Origin of the sequence: Hydrogenophaga sp. SL48 (assembly GCF_021729865.1) — a bacterium.
Classification (GTDB): Bacteria; Pseudomonadota; Gammaproteobacteria; order Burkholderiales; family Burkholderiaceae_C; genus Hydrogenophaga.
The window spans coordinates 956,523-983,184 of the sequence record NZ_CP063400.1 but is presented as its reverse complement, the minus strand read 5'-3'; the positions used below and the strand labels follow the sequence as shown (position 1 = coordinate 983,184).

The 26,662-nt window shown below is 69.8% G+C and carries 26 protein-coding genes; 7 read left to right on the top strand and 19 right to left on the bottom strand.

From position 1 onward, the window contains the following. Positions 1 to 29: 29 nt before the first annotated feature. From sufT to sufB, 6 genes are read right to left on the bottom strand one after another with little or no spacing between them, the layout of a single operon-like run. Positions 30 to 575 (bottom strand): putative Fe-S cluster assembly protein SufT, encoded by a 546-nt coding sequence (sufT, locus tag IM738_RS04740; protein WP_236964740.1) that lies wholly within the window; start codon positions 573 to 575, stop codon positions 30 to 32. Next, positions 572 to 1,045, bottom strand: a complete 474-nt coding sequence (sufU, locus tag IM738_RS04735; protein WP_236964739.1) for a Fe-S cluster assembly sulfur transfer protein SufU — start codon at positions 1,043 to 1,045, stop codon at positions 572 to 574. Before sufU ends, sufT begins: the two co-directional genes overlap by 4 nt. Next, complete coding sequence (locus IM738_RS04730) at positions 1,042 to 2,298, bottom strand: aminotransferase class V-fold PLP-dependent enzyme (protein WP_236964738.1); 1,257 nt, start codon at positions 2,296 to 2,298, stop codon at positions 1,042 to 1,044. The genes sufU and IM738_RS04730 overlap by 4 nt, the downstream gene beginning before the upstream one ends. Beyond that, the gene (locus tag IM738_RS04725) at positions 2,291 to 3,604 is read right to left on the bottom strand and encodes a SufD family Fe-S cluster assembly protein (RefSeq protein WP_236964737.1); all 1,314 of its coding nucleotides are present in this window, start codon (positions 3,602 to 3,604) and stop codon (positions 2,291 to 2,293) included. The genes IM738_RS04730 and IM738_RS04725 overlap by 8 nt, the downstream gene beginning before the upstream one ends. Positions 3,605 to 3,606: 2 nt before the next feature. Next, on the bottom strand, positions 3,607 to 4,377 hold the full coding sequence (gene sufC / locus IM738_RS04720; protein ID WP_236964736.1) for a Fe-S cluster assembly ATPase SufC: 771 nt from the start codon (positions 4,375 to 4,377) through the stop codon (positions 3,607 to 3,609). A 34-nt stretch (positions 4,378 to 4,411) separates the two neighbouring features. Continuing rightward, entirely contained in the window at positions 4,412 to 5,866 is a 1,455-nt protein-coding gene (sufB, locus tag IM738_RS04715) for a Fe-S cluster assembly protein SufB (protein WP_236964735.1), read from the bottom strand. A gap of 259 nt (positions 5,867 to 6,125) precedes the next feature. Here sufB and IM738_RS04710 point away from each other — a divergent pair, with 259 nt between their 5' ends. Together IM738_RS04710 and IM738_RS04705 are read left to right on the top strand one after the other, a co-directional pair. After that, positions 6,126 to 6,467 (top strand): flagellar basal body protein, encoded by a 342-nt coding sequence (locus IM738_RS04710; RefSeq protein ID WP_236964734.1) that lies wholly within the window; start codon positions 6,126 to 6,128, stop codon positions 6,465 to 6,467. Positions 6,468 to 6,643: 176 nt separating this feature from the next. Further along, positions 6,644 to 7,486: a DUF3047 domain-containing protein gene (locus IM738_RS04705; RefSeq protein ID WP_236964733.1), complete on the top strand. Its 843-nt coding sequence runs from the start codon at positions 6,644 to 6,646 to the stop codon at positions 7,484 to 7,486. Between the two features lie 6 nt (positions 7,487 to 7,492). On the opposite strand, the gene IM738_RS04700 is transcribed toward IM738_RS04705, so the two are convergent. Together IM738_RS04700 and IM738_RS04695 are read right to left on the bottom strand one after the other, a co-directional pair. Beyond that, entirely contained in the window at positions 7,493 to 8,116 is a 624-nt protein-coding gene (locus IM738_RS04700) for a hypothetical protein (RefSeq protein WP_236964732.1), read from the bottom strand. 49 nt (positions 8,117 to 8,165) lie between these two features. Then, positions 8,166 to 9,071: a LysR family transcriptional regulator gene (locus IM738_RS04695; RefSeq protein ID WP_236964731.1), complete on the bottom strand. Its 906-nt coding sequence runs from the start codon at positions 9,069 to 9,071 to the stop codon at positions 8,166 to 8,168. 105 nt (positions 9,072 to 9,176) lie between these two features. Between IM738_RS04695 and IM738_RS04690 the strand changes: the two genes are divergently transcribed. Then, the gene (locus tag IM738_RS04690) at positions 9,177 to 10,172 is read left to right on the top strand and encodes a Bug family tripartite tricarboxylate transporter substrate binding protein (protein WP_236964730.1); all 996 of its coding nucleotides are present in this window, start codon (positions 9,177 to 9,179) and stop codon (positions 10,170 to 10,172) included. A 5-nt stretch (positions 10,173 to 10,177) separates the two neighbouring features. Continuing rightward, on the top strand, positions 10,178 to 11,122 hold the full coding sequence (locus tag IM738_RS04685) for an amidohydrolase family protein (protein ID WP_236964729.1): 945 nt from the start codon (positions 10,178 to 10,180) through the stop codon (positions 11,120 to 11,122). Here the strand turns inward: IM738_RS04685 and IM738_RS04680 are convergent. From IM738_RS04680 to IM738_RS04660, 5 genes are all read right to left on the bottom strand, one after another. After that, positions 11,119 to 12,582: a phospholipase D-like domain-containing protein gene (locus IM738_RS04680; protein WP_236964728.1), complete on the bottom strand. Its 1,464-nt coding sequence runs from the start codon at positions 12,580 to 12,582 to the stop codon at positions 11,119 to 11,121. The two genes, IM738_RS04685 and IM738_RS04680, sit on opposite strands and share 4 nt — an antisense overlap. Next, positions 12,582 to 13,295, bottom strand: a complete 714-nt coding sequence (locus IM738_RS04675) for a YebC/PmpR family DNA-binding transcriptional regulator (RefSeq protein WP_236964727.1) — start codon at positions 13,293 to 13,295, stop codon at positions 12,582 to 12,584. The genes IM738_RS04680 and IM738_RS04675 overlap by 1 nt, the downstream gene beginning before the upstream one ends. Before the next feature lie 106 nt (positions 13,296 to 13,401). Next, entirely contained in the window at positions 13,402 to 14,397 is a 996-nt protein-coding gene (locus IM738_RS04670; protein ID WP_236964726.1) for a Bug family tripartite tricarboxylate transporter substrate binding protein, read from the bottom strand. Beyond that, positions 14,394 to 15,131 (bottom strand): hypothetical protein, encoded by a 738-nt coding sequence (locus tag IM738_RS04665; protein WP_236964725.1) that lies wholly within the window; start codon positions 15,129 to 15,131, stop codon positions 14,394 to 14,396. Before IM738_RS04665 ends, IM738_RS04670 begins: the two co-directional genes overlap by 4 nt. After that, complete coding sequence (locus IM738_RS04660; RefSeq protein WP_236964724.1) at positions 15,128 to 16,174, bottom strand: zinc-dependent alcohol dehydrogenase; 1,047 nt, start codon at positions 16,172 to 16,174, stop codon at positions 15,128 to 15,130. Before IM738_RS04660 ends, IM738_RS04665 begins: the two co-directional genes overlap by 4 nt. A 110-nt stretch (positions 16,175 to 16,284) precedes the next feature. On the opposite strand from IM738_RS04660, the gene IM738_RS04655 reads away from it, so the two are divergent. After that, positions 16,285 to 17,208, top strand: a complete 924-nt coding sequence (locus IM738_RS04655) for a LysR family transcriptional regulator (protein ID WP_236964723.1) — start codon at positions 16,285 to 16,287, stop codon at positions 17,206 to 17,208. 19 nt (positions 17,209 to 17,227) lie between these two features. Here IM738_RS04655 and IM738_RS04650 read toward each other — a convergent pair whose 3' ends face one another. The 4 genes from IM738_RS04650 to IM738_RS04635 all read right to left on the bottom strand — a co-directional run bounded on the left by IM738_RS04650 (position 17,228) and on the right by IM738_RS04635 (position 21,647). After that, entirely contained in the window at positions 17,228 to 19,375 is a 2,148-nt protein-coding gene (locus tag IM738_RS04650; RefSeq protein WP_236964722.1) for a xanthine dehydrogenase family protein molybdopterin-binding subunit, read from the bottom strand. A gap of 2 nt (positions 19,376 to 19,377) precedes the next feature. Then, positions 19,378 to 19,845 (bottom strand): (2Fe-2S)-binding protein, encoded by a 468-nt coding sequence (locus IM738_RS04645; protein WP_236964721.1) that lies wholly within the window; start codon positions 19,843 to 19,845, stop codon positions 19,378 to 19,380. Between the two features lie 301 nt (positions 19,846 to 20,146). After that, positions 20,147 to 21,136: a TRAP transporter substrate-binding protein DctP gene (gene dctP, locus IM738_RS04640; RefSeq protein WP_236964720.1), complete on the bottom strand. Its 990-nt coding sequence runs from the start codon at positions 21,134 to 21,136 to the stop codon at positions 20,147 to 20,149. 40 nt (positions 21,137 to 21,176) lie between these two features. Further along, a complete protein-coding gene (locus IM738_RS04635; RefSeq protein ID WP_236964719.1) occupies positions 21,177 to 21,647 on the bottom strand; it encodes a type II 3-dehydroquinate dehydratase in 471 nt (156 codons plus the stop codon). Between the two features lie 122 nt (positions 21,648 to 21,769). Between IM738_RS04635 and IM738_RS04630 the strand changes: the two genes are divergently transcribed. After that, on the top strand, positions 21,770 to 22,561 hold the full coding sequence (locus tag IM738_RS04630) for an IclR family transcriptional regulator (RefSeq protein WP_236964718.1): 792 nt from the start codon (positions 21,770 to 21,772) through the stop codon (positions 22,559 to 22,561). A gap of 84 nt (positions 22,562 to 22,645) precedes the next feature. Next, a complete protein-coding gene (locus IM738_RS04625) occupies positions 22,646 to 23,902 on the top strand; it encodes an Hsp70 family protein (protein WP_236964717.1) in 1,257 nt (418 codons plus the stop codon). Between the two features lie 21 nt (positions 23,903 to 23,923). Here IM738_RS04625 and IM738_RS04620 read toward each other — a convergent pair whose 3' ends face one another. Both IM738_RS04620 and IM738_RS04615 read right to left on the bottom strand, forming a co-directional pair. Next, the gene (locus tag IM738_RS04620) at positions 23,924 to 25,063 is read right to left on the bottom strand and encodes a DUF1501 domain-containing protein (RefSeq protein WP_236964716.1); all 1,140 of its coding nucleotides are present in this window, start codon (positions 25,061 to 25,063) and stop codon (positions 23,924 to 23,926) included. 4 nt (positions 25,064 to 25,067) lie between these two features. Then, complete coding sequence (locus IM738_RS04615; protein WP_236964715.1) at positions 25,068 to 26,435, bottom strand: DUF1800 domain-containing protein; 1,368 nt, start codon at positions 26,433 to 26,435, stop codon at positions 25,068 to 25,070. Positions 26,436 to 26,662: the final 227 nt, after the last annotated feature.

Here is a 26,662-nt window from a genome sequence, read left to right as displayed (position 1 = left end):
CAAGCACCCGGGGCCGCCACCGGGCCGCGTCACAGGCCGAGTGACAACATCGCGGCTTCGGACATCCGCGAACGGTCCCAGGGCGGATCGAACACGAATTCCAGGTCCACCTCGGCCACGCGGGGCAAGGCCAGCAACTTCTCATGGATCTCGTCCACCAGCATGTCGCCCATGCCGCAGCCGGGCGCCGTCAGGGTCATCTTGATCGACACCCTGAAGTCACCGCCGTCCATCGGCAGCACGTCGCACACATAGACCAGCCCGAGCTCGACGATGTCGACCGGAATCTCCGGGTCGTAGCAGGTCTTGAGGATTTGCCAGACCTGTCCACGCAGGCCGGCCGGCCCCGCCACGTCCGGCAGCACCGGCGCGATCGGCACCGGCTTGCCGATGGCGTCGGCATCGGCGCCGGCCAGGCGCATCAGCTGGCCGTCAACCAGCAAGGTGAACGAGGCACCCAGCGCCTGGGTGATCTGCACCAGCGTGCCGGCCGGCAATTCGGCGGGGCGACCATCGGGCACGCAGGTCACCGCCACCTCGCGCGTGACCATGACCCGTTCGCGCTTTGTACTCATGGCCTGGCCTCCGTCGCGTTGTCAATGCGATCCGCTTCGCTGCCCAGCGCGTGCATCAGCGCGTGCCAGCCCAGCAGCGCACATTTGATGCGGCCCGGGTAGCGGCGCACACCGGCCAGGCTGATCAGCTTGCCCAGGTGCGCTTCTTCGGCTTCCATCTGGCCGGTGAGCACGGCCCGGAAACGGCCCTGCAAGGCCTGCGCCAGCGCCACATCCTGCCCCAGCACCGCCTCGCTCATCATGGACGCGGACGCGATGCAGATCGCGCAGCCCTGGCCGTGGAAGCGGATGTCGCGCACCCGCCCGTCGTCGACCACCAGGGCCACCCGCAGGTCGTCACCGCATTGCGGGTTCTGGCCGCGCGCCTGGTGGGTCGGCGCGGCCAGCGTGCCGAAGTGGCGCGGCGCGCGCTTGTGGTCCATCACCACGTCCTGGTAGAGGTCGAGTTCGGCAGCGGTTTCGGGGGTCATCTGAGCACCTTTAGGGCATGCGCCACGCCGGCGAGCAGGCGCTCAATTTCAGCGTGGGTGTTGTAGAGCGCGAACGAGGCGCGCGTGGTGGGCCCCAGGCCCAGGTGTTCGAGCAGCGGCTGGGCACAGTGGTGACCGGTGCGCACCGCGATGCCGAGCTGGTCCAGCACGGTGCCGATGTCGTGCGGGTGCACGCCGTCGGCGACAAACGAGACGATGGCCGATGCGCGGCTGTGGGCCGACAGCACCGTGATGCCGGGCAGCGCGGCCAGCCCCGCCACCGCGTGTTCGCGCAGCGCGCTCAGGTGGGCGTCGATGCGATCGCGCCCGATCTGTTGAATGAAGCTCGCCGCAGCCGCCATGCCGATCGCACCCGCGACGTTGGGCGTGCCGCCTTCCAGCCGCGCCGGCAGTTCGGCAAAGCTGGCCTCGGTGGCGCTGACCCAGGCCACCATGTCGCCGCCGTAGCGCAAGGGCTCCAGCCGTTCCAGCGCGGCACGCCGACCCGCCAGCACGCCGGTGCCCATGGGCCCGTGCATCTTGTGGCCCGAAAAGGCCATGAAGTCGCAGGCCAGCGCCGACAGGTCGGGCCCGCCGTGGGCCATCGCCTGGGCCGCGTCGAGCACGGTCAGCGCGCCCGCGTCGGCGGCGAGCTGGAGCAGGGCCTCGTAGGGCGGGCGCTCGCCGGTGGCGTTGGCGCAGGCGGTGAGCGCCAGCACGCGGGTGCGGGGGCTGAGCAGGCGGCGCAGGTCGGCCGCATGCAGCCGCCCCTGGGCATCGGGCAACAACATGCGCAACACCGCGCCGGTGCGCCGCGCCGCCTGTTGCCAGGGCACGAGGTTGGCGTGGTGCTCCAGGCCGCTGACCACGATCTCGTCGCCGGCCTGCAGCCAGGCGGGCTGCAAGCCGGTGGTGGAGAGGCCATGGGCCACCATGTTCAGCGCGTCGGTGGTGCCCGAGGTGAACACCAGCTCGTGGTCGGGTCCGGCGCCGACAAAGCGCTTGAGCTCGCTGCGGGCGCGCTCAAAGGCGTCGGTGGCGCGCTGGCTCAGCGTGTGCACACCGCGGTGGATGTTGGCCCGGTCGTGCTGTTCGAAGGCGCGCATCGCGTCCTGCACCGCCAGGGCCATCTGGGTGGTGGCCGCGTTGTCGAGGTAGGCCAGCTCGGCGCCGTGGATGCGCTGCGCGAGCACCGGAAACTGCGAGCGCACGGTATCGAGCGCGCTGCGGTCGGTCAAAAGGGCGTCACCCATGGGTGGCCTCCTGCGGAGTGGTGGGGGTGGTGGGGTCATCGCTCAGGTGTTGGGCCACCGCCTGTCTCAGCAGGCCCGCGAGGTCCAGCGACTCGATGAACAGGGGATCACCAAAGGCCCGCGCGAGCAAGGCGCTGGCCATGCCTTCGATGATCAGACCGCGCGCGCTGCGTTCGTCCAGGCCGCGCTGGCGGGCGTAGAACAGCGCGTCTTCGGGCAAGGCGCCCCAGGTGGCGCCGTGTGCCGCCTGCACCTGGTCGTGGTGGATCTCCAGGTGCGGCCGCAACACCAGCCTGGGCTGGCCGCCGGTGGGCACGCCGGTCAGCCGCTGCCGCACCTCGGCGTCGGCCGCGCCCGGTGCGATGCGGGTGTGGGCGTTGACCACCGCGCGCGCCGCGCCGCTGGCCAGCGCCAGGGCCTCGACGTGGCTGCGGGTGCGCTCGCCGGTGTGATGCATGCGCACCTGTTGTTCGAGGTCGGCGCCGGCCGCCAGCAGCAGGCCGGCGCTGCGGGCCTCTGCGCGGTCCCCCGCCAGCTCGACCACCTGGCGTTGCAGGTGGTAGCGGCTGCCGGTGGCGATCAGGCCTTGTTCGTAGCGCGCGTAAGCCCCGAGCTGCAGCTGCAGGTGGTGGGCGACCCGGTCGGCCGCACCGGGCTGCACGCTGCGCAGGTGCTGCAGGGTGGCGCCCGCGCCGAGCCGGATGTGGGTGTGCAGGTTCTGCACCACCGGCTGTTCACAGGCCACCCCTTCGCCATGATGACGGTGATGGGTTTCCACCAGCACGCAGTGCACGCCGTCCTGCACCTCGATCACCAGCATCGGCGCTTCGACCGCGCTGCGTGGCTGGTGCCGCAGCTGTATCCACACCGTCTCGCCGGCCCCGCGACCGCTGTCGTGTTCACCGCCGATGCGCAGCCGCAGGCCGCGACGGCACAGCGCGTGGTGCACCCAGGCAAACGGCGCGGCATCGTGCTGGGCGATGTCGCCGGGGGCCGACCCCCCATCGGGATGGATGGGCAACGGCAGGCCGGCGAACAGCTCCTGGCGCTGCGCCGGGTCGGCGGCGTCCAGCCAGCGGGCGTCCACGCGACCCTGCGGCGTGTCGCCGAGCGGGTGCAGCGTCCAGCCGGCGCCGCTCAGCGGGTGGGCGTCACAGCCGGCCGATTCGGCCTCGGGCGCTTCACCCAGCCAGACGGCGGCCGGCGGTGGCGGCAGATGGCGAAACGCCTCGGCGTTGCGGGGGACCCAGCCGGCGTCTTGCAGCCGGTGGCGGGCGGCCAGGATGTCGGCGCGTGCGTGGTCCATGCTCAGGCCTCCAGCGCGTCGGCCGCGCGCACAAAGCCGGTCCGCGCGATCTGTTGGGCCAGCGCCAGATCGCCGGTCTCGGCGATGCAGCCTTGGTCGAGCCGCAGCACCGCGTCGGGCTGCAGCGACTCGATCAGGTGCAGGTAGTGCGAGACCACCACAAAGGCGGTGCCCTGCGCACGCAGCGACTGCACCAGATCCACCACCGCGCGGGTGCCATCGACGTCCATGCCCGAATCGATTTCATCGAGCATGGCCAGGCGCGGGCGCAGCAAGGCCAGCTGCAGCAGCTCGTTGCGCTTGCGCTCACCGCCCGAGAAGCCGTCGTTGACGGGACGCGCCAGCATCGCCTCGGGCAGGCCCAGACGGCTGGCCGTGGCCCGCGCGTCGCCCAGAAAATCGAAGGCATCCAGCGGCGCATCGCCGCGCGCCTCGCGCACGGCGTTGAGGGCCGTGCGGATGAACAGGTTGTTCTTCACGCCCGGGATCTCGGGCGGCGCCTGGAACGAGACGAACAGCCCGGCGCGGGCGCGCGCCTCGGGGCTCATGGCCAGCAGGTCCTGACCGCCAAAGCGGGCCTGGCCGCCGACCACGCTGTAGCGCGGATGGCCGGCCAGCGTCAGGCCCAGGGTGCTCTTGCCGCTGCCGTTGGCGCCCATCAGCACCACCAGCGCACCGGCCGGGACATCGAGCGAGATCGACTTCAACACGTGGCGGCCGCCAACGTCAACGCGCAGATCGCGCACCTGCAACAGGGGTTCGGCATGGGTCATGGTGGGTCTTTCCTGATGGATCGTGTGGGTTGGTTCAGCCGACAGCGCCTTCGAGCGAAACGGCCAGCAGCGCCTTGGCTTCGAGCGCGAATTCCATCGGCAGCTCGTCCAGCACCGCCTGGCAGAAGCCACCGACGATGAGGGCGGTGGCGTCTTGTGGGTCGATGCCGCGCTGCTGGCAATAGAACAGGCGCTCTTCGGAGATGCGGGTGGTGGTGGCTTCGTGTTCCACCAGGGCGTCGTCGCGCGCGGCCTCGATGTACGGGAAGGTGTGGGCACCGCAGTCGGGGCCGATGAGCAGCGAGTCGCACTGCGTGTGGTTGTGGGCGCCGGCGGCGGTCGGGGCCACGCGCACCAGGCCGCGGTAGCTGTTCTGGGCGTGTCCGGCGCTGATGCCTTTGGAGACGATGCGGCTCTTGGTGTTGCGGCCCAGATGGATCATCTTGGTGCCGGTGTCGGCCTGCTGGAAGTGGTTGCTGACCGCGATCGAATGGAACTCGCCGCGCGAATCGTCGCCGCGCAGCACCACGCTCGGGTACTTCCAGGTGATGGCCGATCCGGTCTCGATCTGCGTCCAGGCGATGTGCGAGCGCTGGCCCGCACACAGGCCGCGCTTGGTGACGAAGTTGTAGATGCCACCCCGGCCCTGTTCGTCGCCGGGGTACCAGTTCTGCACCGTCGAGTACTTGATGTGGGCGTCGTCGTGGGCGATCAGCTCGACCACCGCCGCGTGCAGCTGGTGCTCGTCGCGCTGCGGCGCCGTGCAGCCTTCGAGGTAGCTCACGTGGCTGCCTTCCTCGGCAATGATCAGCGTGCGCTCGAACTGGCCGGTGTTGGCCGCGTTGATGCGGAAGTAGGACGACAGCTCCATCGGGCAGCGCACGCCCTTGGGGATGTAGACGAAGGAGCCGTCGGAGAACACCGCCGAATTCAGTGCGGCGTAGAAGTTGTCGGCTGGCGGCACCACCGTGCCGAGGTAGCGCTCGATCAGTTCCGGGTGGTGTTGCACGGCGTGCGAGAACGAACAGAAGATCACGCCGACTTCGGCCAGCTGCTCGCGGAAGGTGGTGCCCACGGACACCGAGTCGAACACCGCGTCGACCGCCACCCCGGCCAGGCGCGCCCGCTCGTGCAGCGGCACGCCGAGTTTTTCGTAGGTCTCCAGCAGCTTGGGGTCCACCTCGGCGAGGCTCTTGGGGCCGTCCTTCTGCGACTTCGGCGCCGAGTAATAGCTCAGGGCCTGGAAGTCCACCGGCTCGATGCGCAGCTGGCCCCAGTGCGGATGCGCCATGGACTGCCAGCGCTCGAAGGCCGCCAGGCGCCACTGCAACAGGAAATCGGGCTCGCGCTTGCGGCGCGAGATGGCGCGCACGGTGTCGGCGTCCAGCCCCGGCGGCAGCGAGTCGCTCTCCACGTCGGTGACGAACCCGTGTCGGTAGGACTGCTGCAAGGCCTGGGTCAGCGGCGGTGCTTGTTCAACGGTGGTCATGGCGGGGCTCCTGCGGCGATGGGGTGCAGCTTCGATGGAAGACCGAACTGAACCTTCTTTTAAAGATGCACATTGTATGCCTCTTTAAAAGCCGTCACCATCAAAAACCGCGTTGCCCGCGGGCTTGCCAGGGTCATTGGGTCCGTGCGTGGCCCCGCCCTTTGCCCGCCGTTCGTCGCACACCGGGGCCCCGCGCCTTCAGTTTCTGGCGAACTCACCGAAAACCCGACAGAAGCCCCCTGCCCCGTCGCCACACACCATGTCCATCTCCGCCCTCTCCGGTTCCTCCGCCGCCGCCATCGGCCTGAGCGGCATGCGCGCGGCGCAGCTGCGGCTGGACACCAGCGCGCACAACGTGGCCAACGCGCAGACGCCGGATTTCCAGCGACAGGTGGTGACGCAGACGGCACGGCCGGGTCTGGGTGGGGTGGATGTGCAGATCGGGCAGGACGCGGCGGGCACGCCGGCGAGCGGCGACTTCGCTCACCTGGCCGAGGACCTGGTCGCGCAGCGCATGAGCGTCTACAGCTTCACCGCCAACCTGCGCACGGTCGAGACGGAGGACCGCATGTTGGGCTCCCTGCTCGACACGCGGGCCTGACACCCCGCCAGTTCAACTCGGCCACGGACCATTCGTAACAGACCGCGAGGCCGGTAACCGAAGGCAAGGGGCGCTGTGCTGCAAGCCTCCCTTAAGGCGGGCAACGGCACAATACGTCCCAATTTTTCGCCCGATTTCTGGCCCGGCACCCGGCCAGGCCCTCACCGCCGTTCGCCATGACGCTCCTGCCCCGCCCCTCCCCCGTCATCACCCGTTTCGCGCCGCTGCTGCTGTGCGCCGTGCTCGCCGCCTGCGCCGGGCCACAGCCCGATGCGACGGATGTGGTCGAAGCCGACGAGTCGGAAGAAGACGGTGGCCGCGCCAAGTCGCGCCCGGTGGTGCTGGACGGCACGGCCTGGCAGAGCCGCAACCACATCGAGAGCGCCGCGCCCACCGCCCGCTGGGAGCATCAGGTCTACATGAACCGCCGGCCCACGCACTACAACGCCACCGAGCACGCCGGCCGCCCGGCCGTGATGGCCCAGGCCGAGGGCGCCAACAGCACACTGAGCCTGCCCCTGGCCCCCACGCCCGGTGCGCTGCCCAAGCGCATCAAATTCTCGCTGTTCGTCCCGACCCTGAACCCGGCGTTCAACCTCAAGGAAAAGGGCGAAGACGACGCGGTGGCGCGGCTGATCCTGAGTTTCGAGGGCGACCGCAGCAAGCAGTGGACGGCGCGCGACCACATCGTGTCCGAGCTGTCCAGCCTGATCGCGGGCAAGCCGCTGCCCTACGCGTCGATCATGTACGTGTGGGACAGCCGCTACCCCGCCGGCAGCGTGATCCCCAACCCCTACACCAGCCGCATCCGCCAGATCGTGGTCGAGTCCGGGCCGGAGCGACTGAACCAGTGGGTGGACTTCGACCGCGACATCGAGGCCGATTTCAAGAAGGCCTTCGGCGAAACGCCTGGCGCGCTGATTGGCCTGGGCCTGATGACCGACTCGAACAACTCGGGCGCCACCGTGACCGCCTGGTACGGGCCGCTGGACGTCACGCTGTCAGCGCCCACGCCTTAACGGCGATCAGCCGCGCTGAGCCTTCAGCGCAGCGGCCATGCGCCGGGGAAAGCGCCGGTGCAGGAACAGCGCTCGCACCTCCCTGACGCTGAGGTAACGCCCCGCCCGGCCGTCCTTGCCCATGACCTGCAGCAGGATGGGCCATTCGCCGTCCATGAGCTGGCGGTCGAGCAGCCGCGGGCTGGCGGCGCGCTCGACGTTGGCGTCCATCATGCGGTCCAGCGCGGCCTGGTCGAGGCCGCGCTCCTTGCGGCCCCGGGCGTTCACGTGGTCGCTGGAGAACCGATCGAGCCGGTCGAGTTGCTCCGCGTCGACGTTCGCCGTCGCGTCCAGGATGCCCGAGCCCACGCCCTTCTTGTCCAGCGGTCCGTCGCGCAGCGCGTTCAACGCCACACCGTCCATGCCAGAGCGCAACAGTTGCAGCGGGCCCAAACCATTCGCCGCCAGCGCCACCGCGCGGATCGCGGTGGCCGGCAGCGTGGGCTCGCCCTCGCCGGTGCGGGCCACGGCCAGGATCGTGTCCGTCAGCTCACCGATGGGCACCACGTCGTCGGGCACCAGGCCCTGGGCCACCAGGGCCCGGAGGAAGGGACAGGGGTTGTTGGGCGACACGGGCTTCTGGCGTGGCATGGGGCGGCTCCTTCGCGGCAAACGGCACCCATGCTAACGCCCGGGGGCCTCAGACGCGATCAAACACCCGTGTGATCAGGCCGCGCAGCCAGACGTTGCCGGCGTCTTCATGGAAGCGGCGGTGCCAGTGCATGCGGATGACGCTGGCGGGCAGGTCGAAGGGCAGTTTCAGGCTGACGAAATGCCCATGGCGGGAAAACGCCTCGGCCAGCTGACCGGGGATCACCGTCAGGTGGTCGCCCGCTTCCAGCAGGGGCGGCAGCATCAGGTACGAAGGCATCTCCAGGACCTGGTCACGCTTCAGGCCCTGGACCGCCAGCGCTGCGTCCACGCTGTCCTGGATGCCCGACGCGAGCCGGACGACCGCTTGCGGGGTGCGCGCAAAGGCCTGGATGGTCAGGCGCTTGCCCGCCAGGCGATGGCCCGTTCGCACCAGGGCCACGTACTTGCGTTCGAACAGGCGGCGCTGGTAGAGCGTGACCGGCAGCTCGGGGTAGGCGCCCAGCGCGAGGTCGATCTCGGCGTGTTCGAGTGCGGGCGCAATCATCGGCTGCATCAAGGTGCGCATGCGCAGCGACACCCTTGGCGCCTCCTGCGCGACGGCACTCACGATGCGGGGCCACAGCACGTAGCTGCCCACATCGGACAGGCACAGCGAGAACACACGCTCCGATTCGGCGGGCACAAAGCCGCTGGCCGAGAGCAGCCGGTCGCGCACCTGGTCGAGGATGGACGCCACCGGCTCGGCCAGGCGGCTCGCCCGAGGGGTGGGCAACATGCCGCGCCCGGTGCGCACCAGAAGCTGGTCCCCCAGGGTCTCTCTCAGGCGCCCGAGGGCGGTACTCACCGCCGACTGGCTCATGTCGAGCTCCCGCGCGGCGAGCGTGACGCTGCGGTGCCGGAGCAAGGCGTCCAGCACGGGCAGCAGGTTGAGGTCGACGTTTCTGATATCCATGAAGCTGAATTTGATTATTGCCGTGATCGTCTTTTCAGAACAGTGGCCGGGCACTAGTCTCTGCCCCAGGCCGCCAACTTGAGCAGGCCATCTCTGGAGACATTCATGCCATCAAGCCGACGTCACGCCACCCGCTTCATCAGCGCCGCCGCGCTCTGCCTTTGCTCCGCACTGCTCGCGCCTCTGGCGGTTCATGCCCAGGCCTGGCCCGACAAGCCCGTGAAGATCTTCGTGGGTGCTGCCGCCGGCAGCGCGCCGGACATCATCGCCCGCCTCATCGGCGACCAGCTGGGCCAGATGTGGGGCAAGGGCACCGTGGTGGAGAACCGCCCCGGCGCGGGCGGCAACCTCGGCGCCCAGGCCGCCGCGCGCTCCGCGCCCGATGGCCACACCCTGTGGTTTGCCCACGCGACGCCGGTGGTGATGAACCAGTTCCTTTTCAAGAACCCGGGGTTCCACTCCGAGAAAGACTTCGATCCCGTGGTGCGCGTCGGCGTCAACCCCATGGTGATCTCGGTCAACCCGGGCGTGCCCGTCAAGAACCTGAAGGAGCTGGTGGCCTACGTCAAGGCACGCCCGGGCAAGGTGTCCTTCGCGACCTCGGGTACAAAAAACATTCCCCATCTGGTCGGCGAAACCCTGAACCAGGTTGCGCAAATCGACATGCTCAACATCCCCTACAAGGGCAGCCAGCAGGCGGCCGTCGACGCCATCGCCGGGCGCACCGAGCTCTACATCGATGCCGTGCCGCCGATGGCGCCATTCATCGGCACCGACGGCAAACTGCGGCCCCTCGCCGTGACCACCGCACAACGGCTGCCAGGTCATGAAGACATCCCCACCGCACGTGAGCAGGGCGTCGAGCTGGTGATGCAGGGCTGGTTGGCGTTTCTGGCCCCCGCCGGCACACCGGCGGACATCGTCGAGCGCGTGGCACGCGACGTCAACACGGTGCTGGCCAAGCCCGACAACGTGGCCCGCCTGCGTGCGCTGGGCACCTTCGAGCTGGGCGGCACGACCGCCGCCTTCGACCGCTTCGTGAAAGAAGAACGCGCCAAGTGGAGCCATGTGGTGCAGGCCGCCAGGATCGAACGCGAGTGATGCCCATGCCCACCAACGCCCCCCCACGCATCGACACCCACCAGCACGTCGTCCCGCCGTTCTATGCCCGGTGGCTGAACCAGCACGGCATCGACCACGCGGGCGGACGGCAGTTTCCGAGCTGGAGCACCGAGAGTGCTTTCGACCTGATGGAGGCGGCCGGCATCGCCACCGCCGTGTTGTCGATTTCAACCCCCGGCCTGCACATGGGCGACGACGCGGAGGCGCGCGACATGGCGCGACAGGTCAACACTTTTCTCGCCGAGGTGACCGCGCGGCACCCGGAACGGTTCGGTTTCTTTGCCGCGCTGCCCCTGCCCGACGTGGACGGGGCCATCAGCGAGGCCCGCTACGCGCTGGACGTGCTGAAGGCCGACGGCGTGCTGATGCTGGCCAACGCGGGCGGCATCTACCTCGGCGACCCGGCGTGGGAACCGCTGATGGCCGAGCTGAACGAGCGCCAGGCGGTCGTGTTCGTGCACCCGTCCGCGCTGCCCTGCCCGGAGGTTCCGGGGGTTCCCCCCTTCGCGGCCGACTTTCTGCTCGACACGACCCGGGCGGCGATCCGCTACGCCCAGTCGGGGTCGCTGGAGCGCTTCCCGGACCTGAAGGTCATCCTGTCGCACGCGGGCGGGTTTCTGCCCTACGCGGCCGAGCGGGTGGCGCGCATCTGCTCACCCGACGGGCTCAACCCGGGCGGCATCGCGCGGCTGCGGCAGTTCTATTTCGACACGGCGCTCTCCAGCAGCCCGTACGCACTGCCCTCGCTGCTGGCGTTTGCCGACCCGACCCACATCACCTTCGGCAGCGACTGGCCCTTTGCGCCCAAGGAGCGCAGCCTGTACTTCGCGGGCATGCTGGACGGCTACCCGATGCCTGACGGATTGCGCCACGCCATCCACCGCGGCAATGCGCAGGCGCTGTTTCCGCGTCTGGCCGGGCCGCCCTAAAGCAGGAAGTCGAGAAAGCTCGCGAACGGCGTGACCATGCGCATCTGGAAGATCGCGTCGGCGTCGGCGCCTTCGATCAGCGCGCTGTAGCCGCCCGCGTTGGCGGTGCCGGTGATGGGGCGCGATTGTTTCAGGCGCGCCTGCAGGCTCTGCGTCATGGTCGCGGCCAGCGTGGGGTTGTTGCGGCAGATCACGATCAGCTCGGAGTTGAGGTTGGCCGAGCGCGGGTCCATGTTGTAGGTGCCGACGACCACGGTGCGGTCGTCGAACACGGCGCGCTTGCCGTGCACGCCCCAGCGCTCGGAGGCGGGCGGGCGATCACCCTGCTTCAGCGGACGGCCGTTGTATCCCCAGATTTCCAGGTTGGGCAGGTTCAGGCGGTCCAGCGAATCGGACAGGCTGGCCACGGCGTAAAACGCGTCGGTCGAGTGCAGGGTGTTGGTGAGGAACTGCAGCTTCACGCCGCGCTGCAACACGCTCTGCAGCAAGCCGACGCCGTCGTCGCGCAGCACCAGGTACGGGCTCTCGACGATCACGCGCTGGCGCGCTTCGCTCACCAGCTGCGCGATCGCGGTGTAGACGCGGCGACGCTCGACGCCGGAGCCGGGGTAGTCGGTGACGAAGTGCGTGTCGTTGCAGGTGGTGAAGCTGTGTTGCGGCTTGTGCGCCTTCAGCTCGGCGCGCAGCGCGTCTTCGGCGGCGGTGGGCTGGGCGAGCAGATCGAGGCCCGCCGCGCCCGCGTCGGCCGCCAGGTCCTTCGGGTGGGTCACCCAGTCCGAGGCCCAGTACAGCTCGAAGCTGTCGACGATGGCCGAGGCGATCTCGCCCCGGATCAGCAGGTCGCTGTCGAGAAAGTTGTAGTGCGGCGAGAGGTCGAAATAGTCGTTGCCGATGTTGCGCCCGCCGATCACCGCCTCCTTGCGGTCGACCACCAGCAGCTTGCGGTGGGTGCGGTGCTGCATGGCGAAGAAACGCGCCAGACCCGAGGTGTTGTAGTAGCGCACCTGCACGCCCGCCGCCTCCAGCGTGCGCGCGTAGTGCGGCGCGAGCTTGAAGATGGGCAGCGCGAAATCGACCAGGATGCGCACCTTCACACCCTGCGCGGCCTTGCGCGCCAGCGCCTGCGTGATGAGGCGGCTGGCTTCGTCCAGCTCGTAGATGAAGAACTCCAGCTCGATGGACTCGCGGGCCTCCTCGATCATGCGCAGGCGCACGGCCAGCGAATCAAAACCCACGTCGAGCAGCGCCACCGGGTGCGGCTTGCGCGAACGCACGTCGATGGCCGCGTGCTGCGGCGCCTGGCCCAGCCACTGGCGCTCACTCGCTTCCTGGATGCCCATGAACGCGGCGTAGAACAGCAGCGGCACGCCGACCACCAGCACCAGCAGCACGATGCCGATCCAGCGCACGACGCGCCAGGGGTGCCAGCGCGAGGTGCCGCCGCTGCCGCGCGCGGCCATCAGCCGCCCAGCCCGGCAAAGACGTTCTGAACGTCCTCGTTTTCGTCGATGGCGGCGAGAAAGGCCTCCACCTCTTCCAGCGCCTCGGCGCTCAGGCTCGCCGGGTTGACCGGGTTCTTGGGCCGGTAGCCGAGCTTGGCGGACAGCACCGTGAAGCCCTGCGCCGGCAGCGCGCGGCTGACCAGGTCGAGGTCGGTCGGGTCGGTGAGGAAGACGCACACGCCCTCTTCGTCGGCGGGTTCGAAGTCCTGCGCGCCGGCCTCGATCGCGGCGACCTCGGCGTCGGCACCCTTGGCGGCGGCCTCGGCCTCGATGATGCCGACGTGGGCAAAATCCCACGACACCGTGCCGCTGGTGCCGAGCTGCCCTTTGCGGAACAGCACGCGCATGTCGGAGGCGGCGCGGTTCACGTTGTCGGTCAGGCACTCCACCATCACCGGCACGCGGTGCGGCGCGAAACCTTCATAGATCACGTGCTCGAAGTGCACGGCCTCGCCGGTCAGGCCCGCGCCCTTCTTGATGGCGCGGTCCAGCGTGTCCTTGGGCATGGACACCTTGCGCGCCTGCTCCATCACCAGCCGCAAGCGCGCGTTGGCCGCCGGGTCGGCGCCGTGGCGCGCGGCGATCATGATGTCCTTGGCCAGCTTGCCGAAGAGCCGGCCCTTGGCGTTGGCCGCCAGATCCTTGTGTTTCGCTTTCCACTGCGCGCCCATGGGGAGTTCCTTGTGTTGTGTGCCGACCGGGGTCCATGAGTTTAGTGGAGCACCGGTCGGCCCGGAAACAGGACGGCGGCGACCGACCTGCCACAGGAACAGGCGATCAGTCGATGCGGATGTGGTTGCTGCTGATCACCGCCTGGTAGGTGGCGGTGTCGGCTTTGATGCGCTGCGTGAGGCCCTTGGCGCTGGTGTCGTCCACCTTCCAGCCCTGCAGGAAGAGCTTCTGGCGCATCTCGCGCGCGCCGATGATCTTGTCGAGCTCGCGGCTGAGCAGCGCCTGGTGCGCCGCCGGCATGCGCGCCGGGGCCATGACCGCGTTCCAGACCTCGATGCTGACGCCCTTGACACCCAGGTCTTCCATCGACGGCAGCGTGGGCGCCAGCGGGCTGCGTTTGGCCGAGGTCACGGCCAGCGCATCGAGCTTGCCCGCCTGCACCAGCGGGTTGACGGTGGACGCGGGCAGCAGGGTCATCTGCACATGGCCGCCGATGATCGCGTTGAGGATGGCCGGTCCGCCGCTGAAAGGCACGTGGATCGGCCTGATGCCCAGCGACTGCTTGAGCAGTTCCATGCCCAGGTGCCCGCCGGAACCCGCGCCGATGGACCCGTAGGTGAGCTTGTCACCGTCGGTGCGCGCCTGGGCCAGGTAGGCCGCCAGGCTGCGTTCGGCGGCAGGCTTGGCCGTCACCCACACCAGCGGCGCCGTCCCGATGAGGGCGATCGGAGCGAAGTCGGTCTCGGGGTTGTAGGGCAGTTTGGCGTAGAGGAAACGCGAGCTGGTGAGCGGCCCGTTGCCGATGACGCCGATGGTGTGGCCATCGTCGGCCTTGGCGATCAGGTCGGCGCCGATGTTGCCGCTGGCCCCCGGCTTGTTTTCGATCACCACCGGCTGGCCCAGCGCGCGCGACAGCGGCTCGACCAGCAGGCGCGCCTGCATGTCGGGCGACGAACCGGCGGGATAGCCCACGATCATGCGGATCGGCTTGCTGGGCCAGGCGGCTGCGGTCTGGGCGCCCGCGCTGGGGTGCAGGGCCGAGAGGGCCAGCGTGAGGAGCCCGAAGCGGGCCCAGAAGCGGCGTTGAACGTGGGGAATCATGGTGTGTCTCCTGGGTTGAAATGGGTGAACAGATCGGTGCGGGGCGGCGGCCGGCCGGCCGCTGCGTCGGGCAGGTCGGCGCGGCTCACCGAGGTGAGCCATTCGTGGAACTCGGGCGCCGTCTCCACGCGGGCCAGCGGCGCGATGGCCTGGAGCAGCGACTGCGTGCACTGGCGCAGGCGGGCCAGATCCGGATGCTGCAGCAGCACCACGTGCGTCTGGCCAGCCCCGGCGATCTCCGCCCGCTGATTGGCGATGGGAAAGGCGCTGGTGGGGCGGGCCGACCCCCACTGGGCGCTCAACAGACCGGCCTCGAGCACGGTCTGCCGCAATGCGTTGTCCAGCGGCCCGGCCAGCGCGTCGCCGTCAGCCCGCAGGCACACGGTGGCGATACAGCGCGCCGACGAGCTGCCCCAGGTGCCCCGCAGCTCGCAGGGCTGGCGGTGGAAATCGCGCAGGACGGTGCGCATGCGGGCGGACCAGGGTGTCGGGTGCTCGAACACGTCGCGGTACTCGGGCGTGTCCAGTGCCGCCAGCGCGTCCAGGCGGTAGTGGGTGAAGTACCGCAGCGGCGCGTCCACAGAGCGGTAGCGCCGGGCCTCCAGGAAGCCGGGCAGCCCCACCCGCTCGGGCACGTGTTCGACGCTGTGCCAGGTGTCGTGCTCGCGCGCCAGGCGCGGGTCGCTGATGCTGTTCCAGAGCGCCAGAAAAGCGCCCGCCTGGTGCGTGCTCATGCGGCCGCGGCATCCGGCTCGACCATGACCTTGGTCGCCTGCTTGCCCCGGGCAAGCGCAAAGCCATCCACCGCGCGCGACAGCGGCACGCGGTGCGTGATCATGGCGCGCAACTCGGCCTGGTGCGTGCCCATGAACGCCACCACCTCGGGCCAGGCGCTTTCCGGGGCGCGGTAGGAGCCGCGGATCTGCTGGTGCTGGCGCACCAGCTGCGTGAGGTCGATGGGAACCGGCCGCGGATGGATGCCGGTGACCACCAGCACACCATGCACCTTGAGCGCGGCCAGCGCCGGCGCGATCACGGCAGGCGCTCCCGTCGCCTCGATCACCACGTCGAACCTGCCCTGCGCGAGGTAGGGCGCCAGCGCCTGGTCCATGGGCGTCTCGGCAAAGTCCAGCAGGTCGGCAAAGCCCAGCTGTCGCAGCACGGCCAGCCGGGGCGCGTCGTCGTGCCCGGCCACCACCACCTGGGCAGCGCCCGCCGCGCGGGCAAACAGGGCGATGCCCTGGCCAATGTTGCCGGGCCCCAGCACCAGCACCCGGTCGCCGGGCTTCACGCCGCCCGTCCGCACGGATTCGAGGCTCACCGTCAGCGGCTCGGCCAGCGCCGCCACCACCGGGTCCACCCCGGCCGGCACCGGCACGCAGTTGCGGGCCGGCACGCGCACCCAGCGGGCGAACGCGCCGTCGCGCGCCACGCCGATGCCGCGCCGGGCGACACAGGCGTCGTACCGGCCGGCCGTGCAGGCTTCGCACCGGCCGCACACCACCGAGGGACGCACCGTCACCAGCTGACCCAGGGGCAGACCGCTCACGCCCTCGCCGAGCGCCGCCACCTCGCCACTGAACTCGTGGCCGATCGTGACGGGCAGGTGGGCGTGCATGAAGTGGTAGCTGGGCGTCCATTCATCGATGTGCAGGTCGGTGCCGCAGACCCCGGCGAACTTCACACCGATCAGCACCTCCCCGGGCCCGGGCTCGGGGCGAGCGGTGTCCTCCAGGGACAGCCCCTGTCCGGGGTGGCGTTTTCGCAAGGCGGTCATGGGCATCTCTCTGAAGCTCGGGTGGCGAGAGTGTCGAGGCCGCCATCACATACGTCAAATACTGGTTTAGTATGAATCGCATATTTTTTGAGTATGGATTGAACGCCACCATGGAACTCCGGCACCTGCGCTATTTCGTCACCGTGGCCGAACTCGGCAGCGTCAGCAAAGCCGCCGTCAAGCTCTTCATGGCGCAGCCGCCGCTGTCGGCCCAGATCCGGCAGCTGGAAGAGGAGGTCGGCGCCGCCCTGCTGGTGCGGTTGCCCCGCGGCGTGCGGCTCACGCCCGCCGGTCAGTCGTTTCTGGAGGACGCGAGGGCGATCCTCGCGCGGGCGCAGCAGGCGGGGATGCGCGCAAGGGAGCGGCAGGCGGGCCAGCGCAGCACCTTGCGGCTGGGACTCATGCCGTCGGCCACCCACACCCTGCTGCCGGGCCTGCTGCAGCGCCTGCGGCAGGCCGATCCCACGGTCGCGGTGGAGGCGCGGGAAATGATCCCGTCCGCGCGGCAGCTGCAGGCGCTGCGCAACGCCGAGATCGACCTGGGCTTCATCCGCCCCGGACAGAACCAGCTGCCCCCGGAAGCACTGGTGAGCATCGACGACCCGTACTGCCTGGCGCTGCACAGCGATCTGCCGGCCGCCCGGGGGCGCGGTCCCGTGCAGCTCCGGCAGGTCGCCCAGCAGGCCTTCGTGAGCTTCGCGCGTTACGTGGAAAGCGACTACTTTGACCAGACTGCCGCGCTGTGCGAAGAAGCCGGGTTCACCCCCGACGTGCGGCACACGGGCGGCCAGTTCGTGAGCGTGCTCGCGATGGTGGGTTGCGGGCTGGGCGTGGCCATCGTGCCCGCCTCGTGCGCGTCCATGGCGCCGCCGCAGGTGAAACTGCGGCGGATCGGCGGCACCCAGCAGAAAAGCCGGCTGGTGATGGTGCGCGGCGAACACCAGATGCAGGACGACTGGGGCCAGCAGGTCATCCAGGCGGCCACCGACGAGATGACCGCACTGGAGGCCGTGATCCGCCAGACCGTGCCCTGAGGCCCGGCTCAGGCCTTCTTCAGGCCTTCTTCAGCTGCGCCGTGTCAAACGGCAGGCTGCGCAGGCGTTTGCCGGTGGCCGCGAACAGCGCATTGGCCACCGCCGGCGCGATGGGCGGCGTGCCGGGCTCGCCGATGCCGCCCGGTTTCTCGGTGCTCTTGACGATGTGCACCTCGACCCTGGGCATCTCGTTGTGGCGCAGCACGGGATAGTCGTGGAAGTTGCCCTGCTCCACGCGGCCGTCTTTCAGGGTGATCTTGCCGTAGAGCGCGGCGGTGAGGCCGAACACGATGCCGCCTTCGATCTGGCGCTCGATGATCGCGGGGTTGACCGTCATGCCGCAGTCCACGGCCGCGACCACGCGGTGCACCCTGGGGCTGCCGTCGGCGTTCACCGACACCTCGACCACCTCGGCCACGTAGCTGCCGAAGCTCTGCGCCACCGCGATGCCGCGGAACACGCCCGCCGGCAGCGGCTTGCCCCAACCGGCCTTTTCGGCCGCCACTTCGAGCACCTGCTTGTAGCGCGGCTGCTTGTCGAGCAGGGCGCGGCGGAACTGATAGGGGTCCTTGCCGGCGGCGGCGGCCATCTCGTCGATGAAGCTCTCCATGAAGAAGATGTTCTGCGAGTGGCCCACCGAGCGCCAGAACCACACGCTGGGCCCGGGTTCCTTGCGGCCGTAGGCGAGGCGCTGGTTGGCGATGTCGTAGGGGTGGTCGGCAATGCCTTCCATGGCAAACGTGTCCACGCCGTTGTCGGGGATCTTCATGAAGCCGGAGGCCGCCATGATGGAGGGCGAACCCACGCCTGCATTCAACACGGTGGCCTTGCCGTCGGCGCTCAGGCCGCCGCTGAACTTCGCCACCGACGCGGGCCGGTAGAAACCAGCGGCCATGTCGTCTTCGCGGGTGTAGATGAGCTTGACCGGCGCGCCGCTGATCTTGGAAAGCAGGGTCGCGTCGATCACGAAGTCGGGCGCGAAGCGGCGGCCGAACCCCCCGCCCAGCATCATGGTGTTGACCTTCACCTTGCCCGGGTCGACCGACGCCACCTGCGAGAGGATGCCCTGCACCGGTCCCTGGCTCTGCGTGCCGGCCCAGATCTCCACGCCATCGGGCTTGACCCAGGCGGAGCAGTTCATCGGCTCCATGCAGGCGTGGGCCAGGTACGGCGCTTCGTAGGTGGCCTCGACGGTCTTGGCGCCCTTGGCGTCGGCCGAGCCGGCTTGCAGCGCCACGGCGCCGGGCGCCGACGCGGCCTCGGTCAGCATCGCCGTGACCTTGGCCGAGTTCAGGCCGGTGTTGGCGCCGAGGTCCCAGTCCACCTGCAGCGCGTCGCGCCCCTTCTTCGCCGCCCAGTAACCGGTGGCCAAAACTGCCACGCCGGTGGGCAGGCTGATCACCTGCTTCACGCCCTTGACCGCCTTGGCCTTGCTGTCGTCGAGCTTGGCCACCTTGGCGCCCGGCAGCGGCGCGCGCGCCATCACCGCGACCAGCATGCCGGGCAGGTTCACGTCGATGCCGTACATCGCCGTGCCGTCGGTCTTGCCCACGGTGTCCAGCCGCGCCTTGCGCTGGCCGACGATCTTGAAATCTTTCGGGTCTTTCAGCGCCACCTTCTCGGGCGCCTTCTGCTTCGCGGCGGCTTCGGCGAGCGCGCCATAGCTCAGCTTCTTGCTGCCGTGGATCACCTGGCCGGCTTCGGTGCGGCACTCGCTGGCCGGCACCGTCCACTGCTCGGCGGCGGCCGCCACCAGCATGGCGCGCGCGGTGGCGCCGGCGTTGCGCATCACGTCCCAGTGGCCACGCACCGTGGTCGATCCGCCGGTGGCCTGCATGCCGAAGGCAGGGTTGTTGAACGCGGTGTTGGCGGGCGCCTGCTCCACGCGCACGGTGGTCCAGTCGGCGTCCAGCTCTTCGGCCATGAGCTGCGGGATGGCGGTGAGCACGCCCTGCCCCATCTCGGCCGATCCGCAGATCACGGTGATGCGGTTGTCGGGCGTGATGCGCAGCCAGGCGTTGGGCGTGAAGCTGGCCTCGGCGGCGAGCGCGCGGCCGGCGTGCGGCAGCGTGAAGCCGACCACGAGCGCGGCGCCCGCGCCGGCCAGGAAGCCCCGGCGCGTGGTGCCCGAGGGGGTGTCGATGTCGAGGGTGTGGGGGGTGTTCATGATCAGGCCGCCTTGCTCAGTGCGACCGCGGCGTCCTTGATGGCCGCCTTGATCTGGTTGTAGGTGCCGCAGCGGCAGATGTTGCCGCTCATGGCCTCGTCGATGTCCTTGTCGCTGGGCTTGGCGTTGGCCGCCAGCAGCGCGGTGGCGCTCATGATCTGGCCGCTCTGGCAGTAGCCGCACTGCGGCACATCGTGCTTGACCCAGGCGGCCTGCACGGCCTTGCCGGCCTTGCTGGCGCCCATGGCCTCGATGGTGATCACCTTCTTGCCCGCAGCGGCCGAGAGCGGCGTGGAGCAGGAGCGCACGGGCACGCCGTCGAGGTGCACGGTGCAGGCACCGCACAGCGCCATGCCGCAACCGAACTTGGTGCCGGTGAGCTTGAGGTCTTCGCGGATGGCCCAGAGCAAGGGCATGTCGGGCTCGGCGTCGATGGACGCGGCCCGGCCGTTGACGGTCAGGTTCTGCATGGGGTTGTCTCCTGTGGTGGTGGTCGCCGCGGGCTTGGGTGCGCGCGCCCGTGGGGGCAAAGTCAATGTAGCGAGTGCGGGCAATCACCCGCTGCTCGCAAACCCTTGCCCCACGTCGCAGTGGGGACAAAGCCCCGCCGCTGAACCGCCCCGCCGGCCCCTGCTCTGCTTTCGACCGAGCCGGAGCGCAAGCCCCAACGATGACCACAACGCCCCCAGAGGCACCGCCGGGCCGGCTCCGCCGGACGGCCAGTGCCGCCCCCCCTGGGGGGGGGTGACGCGAAGCGGCGCAGGGGGGGATCTACTTCAATGCGTTGATCTTCTGCAACATGCCGGCAGGCCAGTCCTTGGCCTGGTCCGAGGCCAGGTAGATCTTCTGGGCGTGATCACGGAAAGCGTTGAGGTCGGGGGTGTACACCTCCAGCCCCGCGCGCTTGAATTCGGCCACCAGCTCGGCCTCGCGCTTGAGGTGCTCGGCCGTGCTCCAGGCGATGGCCTTGTCGGCCGCCGCCTGGAAGGCCTGCTGCTTCGCCGGCGACATGCCCTGCCAGACCTTCAGGTTGATGGTCAGCAGGTCGTAGCCCACCAGGTGCGAGGTCAACACGATCTGCTGCATCACCTCGTAGAACTTCATGTTCTGCACATTGGGCAGCGGGTTGTCCTGCCCGTCGATGGCGCCCGTCTGCAGGCCGGTGTAGGTCTCGGCGTAGGCCATGGGCGTGGGGTTGGCGCCGAGCGATTTGCCCAGCAACTGCCAGGTTTCGCCCGGCGGCATGCGCAGCTTCACCCCGGCGAGATCGGCCGGCGTGTTGATCTTCTTCTTGCCCTTGAGGCCGACCTGGCGCGTGCCAAAGAAGGTCGGGCCGAGGATCTTCACCTTGAGCTGGTCTTCGACCGTCTTCTTCATCTGCGCGCCCAGCTCGCTGGCAAAGAAGGTGTTGAGGTGGTTCGCGTCGCGGAACAGGTAGGCCGAGGCCAGCAGCGACCACGAAGGCACCTGCTTGGAGATGTCCTGCGGGCCGATGTTGCCCATGTCCAGGTTGTCGCGCTGCAGCGCCACCAGCTCGGTGCCCTGCTTGTAGAGCGTGCTGTTGAGGAAGGGCTCGATCTTGAAATCGGCCTCGACCGACTTGGCCAGCATCTTGATCATGTCGGCGCGGATGTCGCGCTCGGAGAACACCGCCGCGAAGCGCAGCGTGGGCGGCGTCTGTGCCCAGGCGGGCAGCACGGTGGCGGCGGCCAGCGAGGCACCGATCTGAAGGACGTGACGGCGGGGAAGTGAGCTGTTCATGGTGTGTCTCCTGGGGTGGGGGTCGGTGAAGGGAACGGGTTCAGGCGGCGGCCCGCGCCATCTGGTGGGCCACGGCGCGCACGCCCATCTCGTAGCCAAAGATGCCGAAGCCGCAGATCACGCCACTCGCGGCCAGCGACACCAGCGAGGTCTGGTAGATCGGGTCGCGGCGGTGGATGTTGGTGACGTGCACCTCGGCAATCGGCTGGTCGATGGTCTTGAGCGCGTCCAGCAGCGGGATCGAACGGAACGACAGGCCCGCCGGGTTGATGACGATGGCCGCGCCGCGTTCGCGCGCCTCCTGCACCCAGTCCACCAGCACGCCCTCGTGATTGGTCTGCCGGAATTCGCAGGCCAGCCCCAGCTCGGCGCAGACGCGGCGGCACAGCGCCTCCACCTGGGCCAGCGTGTCGCTGCCGTAGAGGTGCGGCTCGCGCAGGCCCAGCAGGTTGAGGTTGGGGCCGTTGAGCACATAGACAGCGGCTTGGCCCGTATCGGGGTGTTTGGTCATACAGTGTTGGTCTCCTCTGTGGCTGCGCTCGCCTGAAAAGGCCCGCGGCCATGCCATTCTTGGACCCGATGGAGAAACACTTTTCTTTCTGGAAAGATGTTTCATATCAAGAAATACCACCCATGAGCCTTGCCCTCGACCGCGGTCTTGCCCTGCTCGAACACCTCGCCGCCCACCCCGACGGCGTGCCCCTGGCCTCACTCGCCAACGAGCTGGACATGCCGCTCAGCGCCTGCCACCGCCTGCTGGCCGCGCTGCAGGCGCGCGGTTATGTGCGGCAGGCGCGCGCCCAGGGCGACTACCTACTCACCACCAAGATCGTCTCGCTCGGGCTGGGCTACCTCAGCGGCGCGGGCATCGTGGACATCGCCGAGCCGCTGCTGGAGCGGCTGGCGCAGCGCACGGGCGAACTGGTGCGCCTGTCCATCGTCGACGGCGACCGCCTGACCTGGATCGCCAAGGCGCAGGGCGTGCGCAAGGGCCTGCGCTACGACCCCGACATGGGGCAGGACGCGCGCCTCTCGTGCACCGCCTCGGGCCACGCCTGGCTGCTGTCCATGAGCGACGAGCGCGCGCTGGCGCTGGTGTCGCAGCAGGGCTTTGGCGAACCCGCCGAGTACGGCCCCAAGGCGCCCACCACCGTGAAAGCCCTGCTGGGCTTCCTGCACGCGGCGCGGGTGCGCGGCTACGCCGTGATCGACGAGCTGTTCGCGCCCGGCATGAGCGCCATCGCGGTGCCGGTGCTGCGCCGGCGCGAGGCCATCGGCGTGATCAGCGTGGCCGGCCCGCGCCAGCGCCTGACCGCCGCGCGCATGCACGAGATGGCGCCCGACCTGCTGGCCGCGGCCGCCGAACTCGGGCCGATCTGCAACACCAGCAGCCTGTTTGGGCGCCCTCCGCTGGGCAAGGGTTGAGCGCCTTGCGCGAGGTGGGAGAATGCCGCTCCCCCGTGTGCGCCCGGGCCCAGCCCCGTCCGCCGTCCTTTCCCTTCTCCCTCCATGCAAAAACACCCCGCCGGCACCCTCGGCATTGACTTCGGCACGTCCAACTCCGCCATGTCCTGGGCGTCGCCCCACGGCCTGTCGCGCCTGATCCCGCTGGAAGGCGACGCCGTCTCCATGCCCACCGCCGTGTTCTTCAACGCCGAAGACCACCGCACCCACTTCGGCCGCGACGCCGTGGCCCAGTACCTGGCCGGCACCGAGGGCCGGCTGCTGCGCTCGCTCAAGAGCCTGCTGGGCAGCCCGCTGATCAACGAAAGCACCGAGGTCAACCACCGCTCGATCAGCTTCCTGGAGATCGTGACCACCTTCCTGGTCGAGCTGCGCGAGCGCGCCACGCAGACGCTGGGCAGCGCGCCCGAGCGCGTGGTCATGGGCCGGCCCGTGCACTTCGTCGACGACGACGTCGAGCGCGACGCCATGGCCCAGCAGTCGTTGCTGGAGGCCGCGCAGGCGGCCGGCTTTCGCGAGGTGAGCTTCCAGCTCGAACCCATCGCCGCCGCGCTGGACCACGAGCGCCGGCTGGACCGCGAGGCCGTGGTGCTGATCGTGGACATCGGCGGCGGCACCTCCGACTTCACCGTGGTGCGCCTGGGCCCACAGCACATGGCGCTGGCCGATCGCTCGGGCGACGTGCTCGCCACCACCGGCGTGCACATCGGCGGCACCGACTTCGACCACCGCCTCAGCCTGGAGCAGGTGATGCCGCTGCTGGGCTACCGCCAGCTCGGCCCGCAGGGGCGCGAGGTGCCCAGCCGCGTGTTCTTCGACCTCTCGACCTGGCACCTGATCCAGTGGCTCTATGTGCCGCGCGCCATCAGCCAGGCGCAGGCGCTGCGCGTCAACTACAGCGACGCGCGGCTGCACGAGCGGCTGATGCGCGTGCTGCGCGAGAAACACGGCCACCACATCGCGCACGAGGTCGAGCTGGCCAAGATCCGCTGCTCGATGGCCGATGCGGACACCACCGTGGACCTCTCCATCGTCGAGGCGGCGCTCACCGCGCCCCTGGGCACGGCCGCGCTGCGCGAGCACCTGGATGACCTGCTGGCGCGCACCGTGGCCTGCGCGCGCGAGTGCGTTCAGCGCGCCGGCCTGCGCGATGAACAGCTCGACGCGGTCTACCTCACCGGCGGCTCGTCGGCCCTGCGTCCGTTTCAAGAGACGCTGCGCGCGGCGTTCCCGAGCGTGCCGCTGATCGAGGGGGATCTGTTTGGGGGCGTGGCGTCGGGGCTGGCTTATTCGCGGGGGTGAAGCCTGCTGGGCATGACGCCGCTATGACCGCAGAAGACGCGGCACCAACGGCCTCTTGCCGCCGTGCGGAAACAGCACCGGCGACAGCCGCTCCGGCTCCAGCGCAAAGCTCTCCGCACACGCGGCGGTGATCAGCGCGTCCAGCGCCAGGGTGGGCTTCAGGTCGCGACCGTCCAGCAGGTTGGCGGCCGACAAACCCGGCCAGTCGGCCACGGTGCGTCCTCCGTCCACGGCACCCCCGACCAGCATCGCCATCGCGCCCGTGCCGTGGTCGGTGCCACCGGTGCCGTTGGCCGCCACGGTGCGCCCGAATTCGGTGGCCACGAGCACCACCGTCTGGTCCCACACCGGCCCCAGTCCCTCCTGAAGGCCGGCCAGCATGTGGTCCAGGTTCCTGAGCTGCGCGGCCAGCCGCGCCGCCTGGCCGCTGTGCGTGTCCCAGCCGCCGGTCTCGATCATCGCGATGCGGGGTCCATCCGCACGCCCCAGAAAGCCGGCCGCCATGCGCCCCAGCGCGCCCGCGTCCTGGCGGTTGGCGCCACCGCCCATGCCGCCCGCCATGCCGCGGGCCTCCAGCGCGGACGACCACAGCGCGTGCAGCTGGCCGTCCCGGGCGTACAGCTGTTCCACGCGCATCAGCAGATCCTCGTTGGCCTGCGGCAGCGCCGAGGGCGCGTAGGAGGTCACCGGAACCGCGCCCCGAAACGCCATCGGCACGGCGGGCGAGAACGCGATGGCCTCTTTGCCTTCGCGCGGCAACACGCCCAGCAGCCGGTTCATCCAGCCGTCCTTGACCTGGTAAGGCGCGCTGCCGCCGGTTTCCAGGACGTTCTGTCCGTCGAAGTGGGACCGGTCGCGGTACGGCGAGGCCACGGCGTGAAACAGGGTCGCCTGCCCGGCGGCATACAGCGTGCGCAGATGGCCCAGGGAGGGATGCAGCGCGAAGCTGCCGTCCAGCTTCAGCGCGCTGGCCGGGTCGATGGCCAGGGCGCCCCGCGCACTCGCGTAGGCCGGGTCGGCGTAGGGAATCAGCGTGTTCAGGCCGTCGGCCGCGCCGCGCTGGATGATGAAGACAAAGCGCCGCTCGGTGGCGGCCTTCGCGAACAGGATGCGGGGGGCCGCCAGCAATGTGGCGGAGCCCAGGAAGCGGCGTCGGTCCATCGTCTTACCTCCTCAGGAATTCGGGCGCCACCAGCAGCAGCGCCAGGGCGGTGCCCCCGCTGTCGGCGCGGGCGATCGCGCCCGCCGTGGCGTCGCTGAGAGCGCCGCCCGGCAACACCCGTGTCGCCAGTGCCCGGGCATCGAGGGCGCCGCCCGCCTGCTGGGCGAAACGCTGCGCGGCCTCCACGCGGCGGATCAGCGCATCCGGTGCCGCCCAGGTGGCGCTCAGGTCTGCGTAACCCGCGGGCGACCCGGGCCGCCACACCGGTTGGCCGAGCTGGGTCATCAAATTGGTGGCCTGCATGGGCGGCAGCTCCCGCCGGCCCATGGCGCGCAGGCTGGACACGCCCCACTCCCAGGGCGACTTGAACTTGGCCTGCGCAGACGCCCAGGCCTCCGGCGAAGCCACCAAGGCCCGGTACAGGCTGGTCAGGTCGCCGCCGGTGCGCACGAAGCTGTCGGCCAGCCGCTGCACCAGCGCGGGCGGCGGGTCGTCCGCGACGAAGTGGCGCGCGAGCTTGGTGGCGATGTGCCGGGCGGTCGCGGGCGCGGTGGCCAGGTCGTGGAGGATGGCGCGGGCCTGCTGCTCGCCGCCGTCGGCGTAACGGCGGCCGAGCACGGTGCGTGGGCCCGGCTCGTGCAGGGCGGGAGCGAAGCGGAACGTGGCTTCGGCGCCGTCGCCAGGCTCGTCGCCCGGCAGTGTCCAGCCGGTGAGCGCGCGGGCGAACTCCGTCACGTCGGCCTGCGTGTAGCCGCTGCGCACGCCGAGCGTGTGCAGCTCCAGAATTTCGCGCGCCAGGTTTTCGTTCAGGCCACGAACCCGCTGCTGCCGGGCCGCTGCGCGCTGGCCCGCGGCACTGCCCGGGCCCACCGACTGGGCCTGGTCCAGGTAGAGCAGCATCGCCGGATGGCGCACGGCGGCCAGCAGCAGGTCTTCAAAGCGCCCCAAGACGTTCGGACGGATGGCGTCGGCCTCGAACCCGCCCGCCAGCCCCACCACCAGCAGCTTGTCCACCGACACCGCGAAGTGGTTGGACCAGAAGTGCACCAGCCGCTCGACAAACGGTGTGCCCGTCTGCAGTGCGCTGTCGGTCCGGGCACCCACCGCCATCACATGCGCGTCCCGCCCCTGGCGCAAATAGGCTTCGCGGATGCCGCTGCGTTGCCCTTCCGGCGCCAGGCGCACCGCGCGCTGCTGCGCCAGCCAGGCACCGACGAGCGCCGGTGTGCGCTCGGCAGACCGCCAGGCCGGCGGCAGCGGCTCGTATTCTTCAAACTGGGACAACAACCACCGTGGTGGGTCGTCCGGTGGTGGCTCGTCGGGCCGGGCGCCGAGGCCAAAGCGGTTCAGGGCTGTCGCGGGAGCGTTCATCGCCGCATTCTCGGTCCGTCGAATGCAACCCGGGGTGAAGGGTTTGTGTCTGGCGTGTAAAGGTCGGGCGAGGCCGGCTTGCACTGCTAGGCTTGGCCACACGTGTCGGCAGGACTTCCCACTACTCAGCCAGATACGCCTCGATCAGCTTGCCGTCCGCCGACATCAGCCATCACTCGGGGACCAGCGGTCGGGGTCCTCAGCCCAGCAGAGCCAACAAGCGCAGC